This window comes from Cognataquiflexum nitidum, assembly GCF_022538055.1.
In the GTDB taxonomy this organism is placed as follows: Bacteria; Bacteroidota; Bacteroidia; order Cytophagales; family Cyclobacteriaceae; genus Cognataquiflexum; species Cognataquiflexum nitidum.
On record NZ_JAKZAM010000009.1, the window covers coordinates 94422 to 109515 of the forward strand.

Consider the following 15094-nt stretch of genomic DNA (forward strand, 5'->3'; position numbering starts at 1 on the left):
ATTTCCTAATTAAAACTGAACCTCAGACCTTTGATTTTCCTTTTACTTTTTTTTCCACCAGTCAGGCAAAGAATAATTCACTTTTTTCACACTTTCAATTCTAAAAAGCAGCATCGGGAGAGTCACTCCCAAAGACAGCGCCAGGATAATAAAAAAGGTCATCACGCCATGATGGGCAGTTTTGGTGAGGACTTCCATTTCGGTATTGCTGACAAAAGAAATCAAGCCCAAAATGGTCCTATAGGCAAATGATCCCGGAATAAGCGGGATGACCGATGGAATACTGATCACAATCGGCGGAACATGCCTCCAATGGGATACAGGGATACTCGCAAAGCCGACAGCGGCAGCACCTGCAGCTGAGGCCATAATTATCCCGCCGCCAACACCCGGCAGAAGAACGCTAAACTTTAAAAATCCCGCCAAAGACCCACATAAAAAAACAGCAAACAATGCCCGTGCAGGGCTATTGAACAATATGGCAAATCCCACAGCAGCACATCCGCACCAAAAAGCCTTGAATACGATATCCATCCAGTCTGTCATCACAATACCTTAAAAATATAGAGTACAGTCGCCAATCCGGAAGCTATGGAAAAGGCATGTAAAAGGGCATTGATACCGCGATCTACACCATTGATGATATGGCCATCGATCAGGTCAATGATGGCATTGATCAACAGCACGCCGGGTATCAAAAATAATATGCTTGTAGCAAATGCATGTTCTAAGTTGCTTTCTATCCCGATCTTCCAACAAATCCCGACGACTGCAGCAGCCACCACCGCACTGCCATAAGTGATCATAAAGGGATTGTATTTCTTGTGTACCATTTCCTGTTTAAAGAAAAGACCAACAGCCGTAGCCAAAAATGTAATGGCCATTTCTATAGAATTTCCTCCAAAAGTAAAGCAGAAGGCAGATCCTGCGATTCCTGTAAAAAGTAAAATGACGGGCCTTTTGTAGGTAGGGATGTCAAAGACCCTGTTGATGATTTTTTCCGATTCCTCCAGGCTGATTTTTTTCTCCGCCACATCCCAACTCAATTGACTTATGGCTGTGATAACTTTAAAATTGGCTCCTGGCAAGGTTGCAATGCTCCTTGATCCCGAGAAAATGTTGCCCCGAGTTTCCCGGTGGAGAGATATCGAAATGTTTCGCGTGCCCAGGTCCACATTGGCCTCATAGCCGTAGGCATTCGCAAACCTGGAAAGGTTGGTGATGACACGGCTGCTGCCGGCACCTGATTTGATCAGAGCGATCCCGGCCTGTAACAGGAGGTTTCCCAATCTGGCAGGTTCTTCTATGGTATGGCCTGTCATTACTCGCTTGGAGGTTTGGTTTATTTTGCAAATTAAGGCTAAAAAGGGAGAAAGAAGTAAAATGATAGTCTTATCTAATCCCAATTTGCTGTATATCCTTTTCTAGATTTTGATTGATTTTGTCAGGAGTATAAGGGGTACAAGAATCCCAATTACTTGAGAGGCAATTTTATCTCGGAAAATAACAAGGAATGAAGGTTATTCATGACACTTTCAATCTGTCAAGCTGATTTTTTGAATTTATTTTTTTGAACCTTCTATCAAGGCATCAAGCGCCTGTTGGTCAAATACAGTATTGGTCCTCCGGTCAAAAAGTCCTGAACCATTGTTGCCTGTCCCGCCTGCATCCCAATAAAAAGGCAAGATTCCATTTTTAATGGCCTGCTGTGTTACGTATTTGAGGTAAAATGCCCTAGAAGCCAAGTGGAGGTCTAGGTTTGTGCCTGTCAGTGTAAGCCTTCTGCCTACAGCATATTCGCCTAGAATCACAGGGACTCCTTTGTCCACAAATTTGGTCTTCATGAGCCGCATCATGCTGTCAACGGTAGCTTCTTCCCCCCATGTGGCATTTCGCGTAGGGTCCGTCAGGGAACGGAAATCCTTTCCCCAATAAAAAAACATGTTGCCCCAATTGGCATCTGCATCCATCAAACTAAACTGAAATGGGGTGTAATAGTGGATTTCGGCCATCATCCTGTTTGGAATATTGTCAACAGGCAGGGAAGTCATTAGGGTATTGGTTTTTTCTATATCTGTATAGGGCCCTTGTATGACCAATATCCTGTAACTGTTTCTTCCACCCGTAGACCGCACCGCATCCACAAAAGTCTGAAGGTAAGAGTTGAGCACTGCCATTTCTGTCGCATTTTCCACATTGGGTTCATTGGTGCCTGCAAACATCAGGTGCTCATCAAAATCCAGTAAATGCGTAGCGATCTGTTCCCAAAAGGCTTTTTGCTTGGCATTGTTTTCTGCCTGCTTGGCCAGAGTGACATTATTTTCCAGCCAACCCCCATCCCAATGGATGTTTAGGACCACATACATACCCTCGTCAACACAGTATTGAACCACCTCCTTTACCCTATCCAGCCATTCGGTTTTGATCTTGGCGGTAGTACTGTTTTCCATATATTGGTTCCAGGAACAGGGAATACGGATGGCATTGAATCCGTTTTGTTTGACCAATTGGATCAGTTCCGGTGTAATGAGTGGATTGCCCCAAGCTGTTTCGCCTCCGATGGCTTCCAATGAATTGCCTACATTCCAACCCAACTTGATTTTGGCAGCCAATTCTATCGCTGAACTTGACATGCCGCTTGCATCGGGTGGGATAGGAAAGGTATTGTAACTTGGATAGAGTTGGCCTTTCTGGCTTACTTTGATTTCTTTAGGTGCGGCATTCCCCGCTGTCAGGGTCAGAGTTCCTGTTCTGACGACATTCTCCGGATTGGCCAAAGCAGTGACTTCAATGGTGGCAGCCCCGCTTGTACCGGTACTTTTACTCAGCTGTATCCATGGCAGGTTTGATGTTATCTCCCACAAAGCTGCATTGGTAGTGATCGAAAAATCCGTAGTACCACCTTCTTCGGTAAATTCAAATTTTTCTTTTGAAACAGATACCGAAATCAGATCCTCTTTTTCACATCCGCTAAAAGCGAAAAAAGCAAACACAAATATCAATCTTACTAAAATCCGCAACATCAAGGAAATCGGTATGGTTTTATGGAGAATAGGGCTGTCTGTAACGCTGTGGCAGATTTGAAATTATTAGAATGGAATTTTCAAATTGCAGAATGAATTTATGAAAAAGATTTAGGTTTCAGCAATGCTGCAAAGTAAATAGGCATTTCTGCAAAGTTTTTCAAGCGGAGATAGTAGACTTAGCATTTCTTTCACCATTAATTCCTAATTCCTAATTCCTAATTCCTAATTCATAATTTTCTCCCCCTCTCTGCGTGAGATGTTTTTTTTTACCGCAAAGAATAAAGTCTGATGTTTTACTTGGGGTTTTCGATGGATTCATAATCGAATTAAGGGTCAATTGAAAGATTTCCTATAGGCAATGGGCGTTTGGTTTGTTTTGCTTTTAAATAATTTGTTGAAGGATTGGGGATGCTCAAATCCCAACAGGTAAGCAATCTCACTTACCGAAAGGTTTGTGGACGTCAAAGTTTCCTTTGCTTTTTCAATAAGCTTGTTGTGGATATGCTGTTGGGTGTTTTGCCCTGTAAGGGTTCGTAACAAGTCGCTCAAATAATTTGGTGAAACATTGAGTTGCTCCGAAATGTAAAGCACTGAGGGAAGTCCAAATTCCTGGACTTTTTCACTTCCAAAATAATCCGTAAGCATATTGTCTAGATTGACCAATAGATCATTGCTTGCTGTTTTTCTCGTGAGAAACTGCCTGTTGTAGAATCGGTTACAGTAGTTAAGCAAAAGGTCAAGATGGGAAACCATCACATCTTGGCTAAACTGATCAATGGAGGTTTGGTATTCTTGTTCGATGTTTTTGAACAAACCCTCGATCATTTTTTCCTCCTTGTCCGAAAGGTGCAAAGCTTCATTTAATTCGTAAGAAAAGAATCCATATTCCTTAATGGTCTTGCCCAAGGGATAATTTTGGATGAAATCAGGATGAAAAACCAACCACCAACCCGACACTTTGTAGTTTTCGGCATCACCGACGGACAGTACTTGTTTGGGTGCCGTCATTGCCATCACACCCTCGTCAAAATCGTAATGCCGCTGTCCGTATTTGAGTTTTCCTTTCAGGTTTTTCTTCATGGAAATGCCATAAAAATTTAGGATAAACTGTACAGGTTCCGAATGCTTGGAAGGCAGCACTTCATCCATGTTGATCAGGCTCACCAAAGGGTGCAGTGGCTTGGACAAATTCATTAACCTGTGCAATTCAGAAATGGAATTAATGACGATATGCTTGGAGTTGTTTTGCATTTTTTGGGAAATAAGGAAATCAGCAGTCCAATTTTGTCAACTTAAAATTTGACTGCTGAAATGGTGCCGATCAATTTTCAAGAACTTTTTTTGGTAAATAGCCATGCCCAAGCGATAAACAAGAACTGCACCGGCAACCTGATCATACTTGCCACAAAATCAGGGTGATCTATTTGATAATAATCTATGCTTTGCGGAATATGGATGGCAAAGAAGAAAACAAGCAACATCACAATAATGATTTTTGCCGAGTAGGGACGCGTTTTGACAGGAATAAGCAATACAGCTAAAGCAATCTCAACCACACCGCTCAGATAGATCAGCAAGGTAGGTGATGGCAGCCAAGAAGGCATCATCGCAAAATACTGATTAGGGTTGATGAAGTGCATTGAACCCATAAAGAGGTAAAATGCAACCAATATATAAAGCAAAATGATCTTTATTGTTTTCATGTTAAAAGTCATATTTGAAATCGACCAAATTTTCTGATACCTCCCACAATTTCCTTGCTAACTCTTTGTCATAAGAAGTGTCACTGGAAGAAACCAATTCCGGATAACCTTTCATCTCATTCATTTTTGTAGGGCCATAGAACTCACCGCCTTTCAAATCCGGTTCGATGGCAGCTCTCAAGATTGGTAAAACACCCATATCCACTTTTTGAGCCAATACCACATTCATAATCTTCATCATAAATCCGGCATCTTTTTGAAGGTTGGTGGCCGTATATCCCGGATGGGAAGCTGTGGCTATTGCCTTGATGTCAGATTGCTTCAATCTGCGGTCAAGCTCATAAGTGAAGAGAAGGTTGGCAAGTTTACTTTGTGCATAGACTTTTTTGGTGTCGTAGCTTTTGGTAAAATTCAAATCTTCAAATTGGATCTGAGGCTCGAAATCCTGCCCTTGCGTTTTTTTATGCAACACGCTGCTTTGTGTTACGATACGGCTGTTTGGCGTTGCTTTGATCAAAGAAAGCAATAATCCGGTAAGTATAAAATGACCCAAATGATTTGTAGCAAACTGCATTTCGTTGCCTTGCTTTGAAAGCATTCTTTGCGGTGTCCACATGATACCGGCATTGTTCATAAGTAAGTCAAGTTTGCTGTATTTGGTCTTTACTTTTTCGGCAAACTGTCTGACTGAATCAAGGTCAGAAATATCCAGCGGCATCACTGCGATGTCAGCGTCAGGAAACCGCTGCTTGATTTCCTTCACTGCATTTTTTCCCTTTTCAGCGTTGCGAACAGGCAAAATTAATTTCGCTCCTTTTGCAGCTAGAATTTTGGCTGCCTCAAGTCCGATCCCACTTGTGGCTCCGGTGATAATTATTGTTTTTCCTGTTTGGTTTGGAATGTCATTCGCAGTCCATTTTTGATTTGTCATCGTTCATTGTGTTTTGTTCGATGCAAAACTCCAACTATTGTCAGAGATAGAATTAGCCTAATCCCTGATAGTTGTATCCAAAATCAGGATTTCTTGAAAATCACTTCTAGAATGACTTTTAAACTCTAGGAAAGATTTTTTACCACAGCGCGCACGGAGGGCACAGAGACCGCGCCGTTATTAATTCATCTTGGCTAAAGCCCTGAAAGGGCGGAACAACAAAGGGATGGGTGCAGCCCATCCTTAAAGTTTGGGTGGATTCTCAGGAGCCCTGAAGGGGCGGAATAATTTCTTTGACAAGTTTCGCCCTTTCAGGGCTGATGGGATTTTACTGCATTGGAAAAAGAAGGAGTATCAGTTGTAATAATTTACTACTGAGCGCACTGAGGGCACAGAGATCGCGTTCATTCTGAATACCGAATCCCTCATCCTTCATCCCTTTTCCTTCATCCTTTCAAATTTCTCCTTTTTCTCCGTGTCCTCTGTGTCCTCTGTGGTGAATAATTTTTTTCCCGCATCGCAAAAAAAAAGACCTGTCTGATTTAGAGGATGCAGACAGGTCTTGTAATAAAATCTTTCACTCTTTACAACCCTTAGTTAGGGACAACCGGAATTATGAGTTGGACATTGCTCCATTCGAAATAAATGACAGCACCTCCGGACCCTTCTTCAATACGTGTGGTAAATTGTTCCACGGGCACCACAGGCCGGGTTACGGGAACTTCGGTTACGAACACGTTTTTGCTAAAATCAGGCTCCCAAGCGCCCCATTGTCCGGTTTCTGAATTAACGCCAATCTGAAATGAATCCGGGCCGGGGATGGCATACAGGCTGTAGCTTCCTGCCTTCAGTGGCATGCCGTTGAAAGTCACATCTTGGTTGAGGGTGATGGTGGTAGCCTCATTTGCGCCCAAGCGCCAATAGCTTCCATACGGCTGGAGGGCGCCCTCATCTTCGGATCCAAAAATTACACGGCCTCTAACCGAAGGACGGCTGTAGCTGATTTCCACATGAAGTCCATTGACATCAAGATGCGATGTGTCGGGCGGGCTCATTGAGCGGTTACGGTTGTTCAAATAAATAAACGCAACGGCCAGCAACAAAGCCAATATGCCTACACCGATAAGAATCTTTTTTAACATGAGGATTTTGTGTTTTGAGTAAGATAGAAAAGTAGGAAAAATTGGGAGAAATGGCAATGTAAGTGCTCAATTTTAACGTTAGGTAAATACCAAGAAAATCAATTAAAGACACTCTATTTTGGCTATATGAAATGGCTTAATGGCAAAGAATGTCAGCACAGGAATACGAAATTCTGCTAGTTCCAAAATAAATGATCAAAGGAAAGGAAGTAAAGAAGGGGTAGGAAATAGACAGGGTAGGCTAGTTTTGTGGCAACTTTAAAAAGTAACGTTTTGCCGCTTTGCGAAGGCGGGGATTTTCAGCACTAAACTGTCATAGAAGCACAAAACTTGAATTTAGCACTTCACTCTCATAGAAGCACGAAACCCCCGCTTTTGCAAAACGGCTGTTGTGTGTAGGTGTTTATTGTTATTCCGTCATTCCAAATTGGTCAATTGCTTGTCTACCATTTTTTTGAAGTGTGAAACTTAATTCTTTCCAAGCTGTCCCTTCAATACCCGTTAAGGTAATTCCGTCTTTTGTCTTGGTAATTGTAAATAAGTAGTCTGCAAGTTTGGGGTCTTTATTATTTGCTACTTTCCCCAATTGGGTCATTCCATATTCATCAATTGCTTGTGGCTTATTGTTAGAAAGACTAAAGCTTAAATCAATCCAAGCACTTCCATTATCACTTTGCATTTTAAGTCCGTTGTCAGTCTTTTCAATTGTGATTTTAAATTCTTTCAAGTCAGCTGAGTTTTTTTCTTGTGCTATTGCTTCTGAGCTAACTGTCATTACAAATAAGGCAATTAATGTTCTCTTTAAAAGCCTTTCGATTTTTGATTTTGTTTTCGTTCTTGTCATTTTATTAAATTTTAAAGTTAAACGGTTTTTGTTTTACACTTACACACAACGTTTTGCTTTATTCTATTATTGGGGAAAGCATTCCAATTTAGGATGCTTTCCCTAATATAGTGGAAAGAAACCCTATAAAACTAAAGGATTTTGATTATAAATCTAAACCATCCAATGGACTTTTTATCTGATCAAAGCCTTTGGTTGTAATATGTGTATATATCTGCGTTGTTTTTGGACTGTCATGCCCCACAAGAGACTGAATGTACCTTCGTTCAGTCTTACTACCTTCTCCCATACTTCTCCTACACCTCCCCTAACCCCTAGTATACCTTCCCCTAAAGATACTCCGTGTCCTAGCTAGGGATACTCCGTATATGGGACACCTTTGAGCCAATTCAAACCTATACTGTATCCAATTCATAATTATGAATTCTGAATTCATAATAAAAAAATCCCTAAACCAATCCATCCTTCTACAAATCAAACTTCCCGCTTTTTCCCTAATTTAGAACCATGAAAAAGATACAGGATCAGGAAGTCCGTTGGGGGGTGTTGGGTGTAGGCAATGTCTGCGAAGTCAAGTCCGCACCGGCCATGAAGCATGTTCCCCACAGCAAACTCGTGGCCGTCATGCGCCGCGATGAAGCCAAGGTCAAAGACTATGCAGTCCGCCATGAAGTTTCCAAATGGTACACTTCTGCAGAAGCATTGGTCCATGACCCGGAAGTAAATGCGGTCTACATCGCTACCCCGCCTCACATGCACCTGCCACTTACAAGGTTGGTGGCTGCTGCCGGCAAACCTGTCTATGTCGAAAAACCCATGGCTAGGACCTATGCCGAATGCAGGGAAATGATCGCCGTCTGTGAGGAAGCCGGAGTTCCGCTGTATGTGGCCTATTACAGAAGGGCACTGCCCCATTTTTTGAAGATCAAAGAATTGATGGATTCAGGCGCCATCGGAGATATCCGAACTGTCCACATCAACCTGAAGCAGGTACTCAAACCAGATGTGGTCGTACACTTGGAAAACAACTGGCGCATCAATCCCGAAATTGCCGGCGGAGGATACTTCTTTGACTTGGCTTCCCATCAGTTGGATCTGTTGGATTTCTTCTTTGGTCCGGTGACAAAGGCAAGCGGTTTTTCATCCAACCAAGCCAAAGCATACCATGCGGAGGATATAGTGACAGGAAGTTTTGTCTTTGAAAACGGGGTCTTGGGATCTGGGAATTGGTGTTTTACTACCTCCAAGACAGCGGAGATCGATGAGATCATCATTTATGGCAGCAAGGGGTTGATCCGTTTTGAGACTTTTGGAAAAGGGGAGTTTACCTTGGAATCAGATCAGGAGGATCCTATCCATTACCATGTCGACCTGCCCAGACACATCCAACAGCCTTTGATCAAATCCATTGTGGAGGACTTATTGGGAACAGGCACTTGCCCAAGTACCGGCCGCACAGCCGCTAGGACCAATTGGGTGATGGGGGAGATGGTGGGGTGAGAAGCGAGAGACGAGAGACGAGAAACGAGAAGCGAGAGGCGAGAGGCGAGAAACGAGAGGCGAGAGGCGAGAAGCGAGAGGCGAGAAGCGAGAAACGAGAAAAGACAATAATTCGAACAATTTGAACCAAGTACCAAGTACAAAGCTACGATCCAATCAACCTTCCAGCCCGACAACCTGACAACGCGAAGCAGACAACTTGACAACTTGACAACGCGAAGCAGACAACAATTACAACCACTACAACCATTACAACCAAGAGACCCTTCGTGCCTCAGGGTGACGGTTCCCAACCCGACAACGCGAAGCAGACAACTTGACAACTTGACAACGCGAAGCAGACAACAATTAGAACAACTACAACAATTACAACCAAGAGACCCTTCGTGCCTCAGGGTGACGGTTCCCATGAGAGGCGAGAAACGAGAAACGAGAAACGAGAGGCGAGAAGTTGACAACAATTAGAACAACTACAACCATTAGAACCAAGTACCAAGTACAAAGTACCAAGCTACGATCCAATCAACCCGACAACATGACAACCTGATAACGCGAAGCAGACAACAATTACAACCACTACAACCATTACAACCAAGAGACCCTTCGTGCCTCAGGGTGACGGTTCCCAACCCGACAACGCGAAGCAGACAACTTGACAACTTGACAACGCGAAGCAGACAACAATTAGAACAACTACAACCATTACAACCAAGAGACCCTTCGTGCCTCAGGGTGACGGTTCCCAACCTGACAACGCGAAGCAGACAACTTGACAACTTGACAACGCGAAGCAGACAACAATTAGAACAACTACAACAATTACAACCAAGAGACCCTTCGTGCCTCAGGGTGACGGTTCCCAACCCGACAACTTGACAACGCGAAGCAGACAACTTGAAAACGCGAAGCAGCCACCAACTACAACTACAACCACTACAACAATTACAACCTCTTCCACCATTTTTCCTCAATTGGTTGCTATAAAGGTGAATAATAATATCTTTGTCGCATTAAAAATTTTAGGGTTAACCCAAGATAATTTATGGAACAAGCAATTGTATATCTCGTCCCCGCTATGGGGATTATCGGCCTCATCGTGATGGCCATCAAATCGGCCTGGGTGGTCAAGCAAGACCCGGGAGATGCAAACATGGTTGAATTGGCAGGACACATCGCCAAAGGTGCCATGGCATTTCTAAAGGCAGAATGGAAAATTCTATTCTATTTCGTTGTGATTGCCGGTATCATTTTGGCATGGTCAGGAACTTTGGTTCCGAATTCCAGCTGGATCATTGCCGTATCCTTTGTGATCGGTGCGGTGCTTTCCGCTTTTGCCGGATACCTTGGAATGAACATTGCCACCAAGGCAAATGTCAGGACTACCCAAGCTGCCAAAACAAGTTTGAAAAAGGCGCTTGATGTATCCTTTACAGGAGGTTCTGTGATGGGAATCGGTGTTGCAGGTCTCGCCGTTTTGGGTATGGGCTCGCTCTTTATTGTATTCTACAACATGTTTGTAGTTTCTACCGGAGGCGATGTCAACGGTGCTGCCATGGCAACAGCCTTAGAAGTATTGGCAGGATTTTCCTTGGGTGCTGAGTCCATTGCGCTTTTTGCAAGAGTCGGTGGAGGTATTTATACCAAAGCTGCTGACGTAGGTGCAGACCTTGTAGGGAAAGTGGAAGCAGGTATTCCTGAGGATGATGTGAGAAACCCTGCTACCATTGCAGATAACGTCGGTGACAACGTCGGTGACGTGGCAGGTATGGGTGCTGACCTTTTCGGTTCTTATGTGGCTACAATTTTGGCTTCCATGGTATTGGGAAGGGAAATCGTCTCCAATGATAATTTTGGAGGAATTGCTCCTGTATTGTTGCCTTTGGTGATCGCCGGCATGGGATTGTTGTTCTCTATCATTTCTACCTTCTTTGTCAAAATCAGCAAAGATACTGACAGTGTGCAGGCTGCCTTGAACAAAGGAAACTGGATTTCTATATTATTGACCGTAACAGCATCATATTTCTTGATTGACTATATGTTGCCTGCAGGTGAATTGGTGCTTTCAAGAGGAGGTTCCATTGGTTTTACCAAAATGGGTGTTTTTGGAGCGGTTGTCATCGGTCTGATTGTTGGCGCACTGATGAGTGCGATTACTGAATATTATACTTCCATGGGCAAGCGCCCTGTGAATTCTATCATCAAGCAGTCTTCTACAGGACATGCGACCAATATCATTGGAGGTCTTTCCTTGGGTATGGAATCCACCGTTGCTCCGATCCTGGTATTGGCGGCAGGTATTTATGGGTCATTCCTAAGTGCGGGATTATACGGTGTGGCCATTGCGGCGGCCGGCATGATGGCGACTACAGCGATGCAGTTGGCCATCGATGCTTTTGGTCCGATCGCTGACAATGCAGGTGGTATCGCTGAGATGTCAGGTTTGCCAAAAGAAGTGCGTGAAAGAACAGACATCCTTGATGCTGTCGGTAATACCACTGCGGCTACAGGAAAAGGTTTTGCCATTGCCTCTGCTGCATTGACAGCTTTGGCCTTGTTTGCAGCTTATGTTGGCATGGCAGGAATTGATTCTATCGATATTTACAAAGCAGATGTGTTGTCCGGATTGTTTGTCGGGGCGATGATACCGTTTATCTTCTCTTCCTTGGCCATTGCGGCAGTGGGAAGGGCAGCGATGGACATGGTCAACGAAGTAAGAAGACAGTTCAGGGAAATACCCGGTATCATGGAATACAAAGCCAAGCCTGAATATGAGAAGTGTGTGGAGATTTCTACCAAAGCATCTTTGAGGGAAATGGTTGCTCCGGGAGCAATTGCATTGCTTTCACCGATTATTGTAGGATTTGCTTTCGGCCCTGAAGTATTGGGTGGCATGTTGGCAGGTATTACTGTTTCGGGCGTGTTGATGGGTATCTTCCAAAACAATGCCGGTGGTGCTTGGGACAATGCCAAGAAGTCCTTTGAAAAAGGCGTGATGATCAATGGCAAAATGGAATACAAAGGTTCTGACGCCCACAAAGCTTCAGTAACGGGAGACACTGTGGGCGATCCTTTCAAGGATACTTCAGGTCCTTCGATGAACATCCTGATCAAATTGACTTCAATCGTGGCTTTGGTCATTGCCCCACACATATCAGATGGCGATGGTCACGGACATGTCCATACCAAAAACGATGATGTAAAAATCACCAAGGAAATCACGTATGAAGACGGCAAGGAAGTCGAAAAAACCGTCACAGTGACGATTACTAAATAAAAAAAGAATTCAATTGACTTGAAAGCCACCTATGTGAAACGGGTGGCTTTTTTCGTTTTTTAAATGGAGGATCCCCATTTTTTTGTTACCTTTTTAATTCAAAAACCACCATGCTATGAAATTCCCAAAATCATTCCTTTTGCTTGTTCTCTTCTTTTTGGTAAATGGACTTTTCGCCCAGTCCTTTACCATGGAGCAGGTTTCTTCCTTTTCCTTTCCTTCAGAATTGGTCACGTCCAATTCCGGAAACAAAATGGCATGGGCGATGAATGAAAAGGGTCTCAGAAATGTCTATGTGGCTCAGTCTCCAGATTTCAGCCCAAGAAAAGTCACAGCTTTTGACAAAGATGATGGACAGGAGATCAGCAGTCTGCAATTTTCCCCGGACGGAAATTGGTTGCTGTTCGTCCGTGGCGGAGAGCATGGCAGCAATTGGGACCCCAATGTGGGTTTCAATCCCGGGCAGTCTGCCTCTATTCCCAAAGTGGAAATATGGACAGTTTCTTTTGAAGGCGGTAATGCCAAAGCCTTGACAGAAGGAGATTATCCTACGATTTCTCCCGATAACAAAACCATTACTTACCTCAAAGGCGCACAGGTTTGGACTATTGATTCTCAGGTAGGAAAGGCTTCCCAATTGTTTGAAGCCAAAGGAAACATCAATTCTATAAAATGGTCTCCTGATGGAAAAAAATTGCTTTTTGTAGCCAATAGAAGTACACATTCATTGATTGGATTATACACAGGTCCTACTCACCCTATCCAATGGGTTGCGCCATCATTCAGCCGCGATGTAAGTCCAAGGTGGTCTTTAGATGGCAGTCAGATCGCCTTCGTGAGGTTAGCAGGAGGCAAAGGGCAGGAGCTTCCCTTATTAGAGCAAAGGCACAATCCTTGGGAAATATGGGTAGCAAATACCGATTCAGGCACGGCTTTCAAAAGGTGGAAAGCTCCCGAAACCTTAAGGGGTTCTGTCCCGACAGTCAATGGGGGATTCAACCTCCATTGGGCGGCGGACAATAAAATTGTGTACTTGTCATACGAAGATGGCTGGCCGCATCTCTATTCCATGGATGCTAGCGGAGGGCCTTCTATTCAATTGACAAAAGGCAGCTTTATGGTAGAACATATCAGCCTGAGCCCTGACAAGAAATTTTTGGTTTTCTCTGCCAATGCCGGTCCGTCCAAAGAGGACATCGACAGAAGACATATTGGTACGGTTCCGGTAAAAGGGGGAGAAATGAAACTTTTGACCGAAGGGGAAGGTATTGAAGCCATTCCTGCTGTCCTTTCTGACAACGAGTCTGTTGCCTTTTTTTCTGCCACTCCAAAGAGATCTCTCCTGCCGGCTGTGGTAGACATTCAAAGTAAAAAAACCAAGCTACTAGCGGAGAACTTGGTTCCTGTAGATTTCCCTTCAAAAAACCTCGTGGTACCCAAACAGGTAACTTTCAAATCTCCCGATGGCCTCACTGTTCATGGACAGCTTTTTGAGAAGGAAGGTGGTCCTGCCAAAAAAGCAGCAGTGCTTTTTGTCCATGGGGGTCCTCAGCGTCAGATGCTGTTGGGATGGAGCTACATGGATTATTATTCTAATACCTACGCTGTGAACCAATACCTCGCGGAACTGGGATTTGTAGTCCTTTCGGTCAACTTCAGGTTAGGGATCGGTTATGGGTATGAATTTCACAAACCAGCAAGAACCTATTGGCAGGGGGCTGAAGAATATTTGGATGTCAAGGCTGCAGGTGAATATTTGGCAGGTTTGCCACAAGTTGATGCAGGGAGGGTAGGGATTTACGGGGGTTCCTACGGCGGATATTTGACAGCCTTGGCTTTGGGAAAAGATTCTGAACTGTTTAAAGTAGGGGTAGATATCCATGGAGTTCACAACCTTTCAGGTAGGTTGGAAATGCCGGAAGGCTATGAAAAAGCTCCTGATTTTGATGAAGCAGTGAAGACGGCCTGGTTTTCATCGCCGCTTGCTTACCTGGAATCTTGGACTTCTCCTGTATTGTTTATTCATGGAGATGATGACAGGAATGTTCAGGTCAGTCAGACCACTGATTTGATCAGGAGATTTGAAGAGCAAAAGAAGCCATATGAGTATCTGATGATTCCTGGGGATAGCCACCATTGGATGGTTTTTAACAACATGGTCAAAGTCAACCAAGCTACTGCTGATTTTCTCAAAAAACATTTGAAGCCATGATAATTAATATCTTATTCATAGTTGTTGACCTTTGTGAAATTGTTTTTCATTAATAAAATTGTTTTTGTTAGAATAAGGGTGACTGAAAGGTTGTGCTTTAAAGAACCTTATCCGATTTGGTATTTATTCATGGGTGAGTGCCTACACAACAGCTAATCCTTCCCCACCATTGTTTGTTTGGCTATGTGCAATAATGCGGAAATGCATGTATTGAAAATCAGAAAAAATAGTGGAATTATTATTGATGATTTTCCAAAATACCTATAGAGGCCGAATTTAAGTGTTATTTACGCACCGACTTGGCTCGACAGCCCACTACCGCCGATCGTTGCACGATGGTTTTGTTTTTCTTTCTTAATCATCATTCCATATCAGGTAGCTGATCAAAGTCGATGTGATTTTGTCTAAAAGAGATGGTGGTAAAAAAGCAGACATGCACAATAAAGTTAATTATAAGACTTT

The 15094-nt window shown here is 43.5% G+C and carries 11 protein-coding genes; 3 read left to right on the forward strand and 8 right to left on the reverse strand.

The window, feature by feature from the left end:
• Positions 1-42: 42 nt before the first annotated feature.
• The 8 genes from MMU07_RS08045 to MMU07_RS08080 all read right to left on the reverse strand — a co-directional run bounded on the left by MMU07_RS08045 (position 43) and on the right by MMU07_RS08080 (position 7646).
• Entirely contained in the window at positions 43-534 is a 492-nt protein-coding gene (locus tag MMU07_RS08045) for a threonine/serine exporter family protein (RefSeq protein WP_241125347.1), read from the reverse strand.
• Positions 535-545: 11 nt separating this feature from the next.
• Positions 546-1322, reverse strand: a complete 777-nt coding sequence (locus MMU07_RS08050) for a threonine/serine exporter family protein (RefSeq protein WP_241125348.1) — start codon at positions 1320-1322, stop codon at positions 546-548.
• A gap of 240 nt (positions 1323-1562) precedes the next feature.
• On the reverse strand, positions 1563-3023 hold the full coding sequence (locus MMU07_RS08055) for a cellulase family glycosylhydrolase (RefSeq protein WP_241125349.1): 1461 nt from the start codon (positions 3021-3023) through the stop codon (positions 1563-1565).
• Positions 3024-3359: 336 nt separating this feature from the next.
• Complete coding sequence (locus MMU07_RS08060; RefSeq protein WP_241125350.1) at positions 3360-4277, reverse strand: helix-turn-helix domain-containing protein; 918 nt, start codon at positions 4275-4277, stop codon at positions 3360-3362.
• Positions 4278-4354: 77 nt separating this feature from the next.
• Positions 4355-4729 carry a DoxX family protein gene (locus MMU07_RS08065; RefSeq protein WP_241125351.1) on the reverse strand — a complete coding sequence of 125 codons (375 nt, stop codon included), beginning with the start codon at positions 4727-4729 and terminating at the stop codon, positions 4355-4357.
• Position 4730: 1 nt separating this feature from the next.
• Positions 4731-5660: an oxidoreductase gene (locus MMU07_RS08070; RefSeq protein WP_241125352.1), complete on the reverse strand. Its 930-nt coding sequence runs from the start codon at positions 5658-5660 to the stop codon at positions 4731-4733.
• Positions 5661-6253: 593 nt separating this feature from the next.
• Positions 6254-6715 (reverse strand): DUF2911 domain-containing protein, encoded by a 462-nt coding sequence (locus MMU07_RS08075; protein ID WP_241125353.1) that lies wholly within the window; start codon positions 6713-6715, stop codon positions 6254-6256.
• Between the two features lie 496 nt (positions 6716-7211).
• Complete coding sequence (locus tag MMU07_RS08080; RefSeq protein WP_241125354.1) at positions 7212-7646, reverse strand: hypothetical protein; 435 nt, start codon at positions 7644-7646, stop codon at positions 7212-7214.
• 507 nt (positions 7647-8153) lie between these two features.
• Between MMU07_RS08080 and MMU07_RS08085 the strand changes: the two genes are divergently transcribed.
• From MMU07_RS08085 to MMU07_RS08095, 3 genes are all read left to right on the forward strand, one after another.
• The gene (locus MMU07_RS08085) at positions 8154-9146 is read left to right on the forward strand and encodes a Gfo/Idh/MocA family protein (protein ID WP_241125355.1); all 993 of its coding nucleotides are present in this window, start codon (positions 8154-8156) and stop codon (positions 9144-9146) included.
• A 1042-nt stretch (positions 9147-10188) separates the two neighbouring features.
• A complete protein-coding gene (locus tag MMU07_RS08090) occupies positions 10189-12420 on the forward strand; it encodes a sodium-translocating pyrophosphatase (protein WP_241125356.1) in 2232 nt (743 codons plus the stop codon).
• A gap of 115 nt (positions 12421-12535) precedes the next feature.
• Positions 12536-14632, forward strand: a complete 2097-nt coding sequence (locus tag MMU07_RS08095; RefSeq protein ID WP_241125357.1) for a S9 family peptidase — start codon at positions 12536-12538, stop codon at positions 14630-14632.
• Positions 14633-15094 lie beyond the last annotated feature (462 nt).

Coding starts and splice junctions, on each gene's coding strand:
- MMU07_RS08095 (WP_241125357.1), top strand. CDS start 12,536: ATGAAATTCCCAAAATCATTCCTTTTGCTTGTTCTCTTCTTTTTGGTA.
- MMU07_RS08075 (WP_241125353.1), bottom strand. CDS start 6,715: ATGAGCCCGCCCGACACATCGCATCTTGATGTCAATGGACTTCATGTG.
- MMU07_RS08065 (WP_241125351.1), bottom strand. CDS start 4,729: ATGAAAACAATAAAGATCATTTTGCTTTATATATTGGTTGCATTTTAC.
- MMU07_RS08055 (WP_241125349.1), bottom strand. CDS start 3,023: ATGTTGCGGATTTTAGTAAGATTGATATTTGTGTTTGCTTTTTTCGCT.
- MMU07_RS08070 (WP_241125352.1), bottom strand. CDS start 5,660: ATGACAAATCAAAAATGGACTGCGAATGACATTCCAAACCAAACAGGA.
- MMU07_RS08060 (WP_241125350.1), bottom strand. CDS start 4,277: ATGCAAAACAACTCCAAGCATATCGTCATTAATTCCATTTCTGAATTG.
- MMU07_RS08045 (WP_241125347.1), bottom strand. CDS start 534: ATGGATATCGTATTCAAGGCTTTTTGGTGCGGATGTGCTGCTGTGGGA.
- MMU07_RS08080 (WP_241125354.1), bottom strand. CDS start 7,646: ATGACAAGAACGAAAACAAAATCAAAAATCGAAAGGCTTTTAAAGAGA.
- MMU07_RS08090 (WP_241125356.1), top strand. CDS start 10,189: ATGGAACAAGCAATTGTATATCTCGTCCCCGCTATGGGGATTATCGGC.
- MMU07_RS08050 (WP_241125348.1), bottom strand. CDS start 1,322: ATGACAGGCCATACCATAGAAGAACCTGCCAGATTGGGAAACCTCCTG.
- MMU07_RS08085 (WP_241125355.1), top strand. CDS start 8,154: ATGAAAAAGATACAGGATCAGGAAGTCCGTTGGGGGGTGTTGGGTGTA.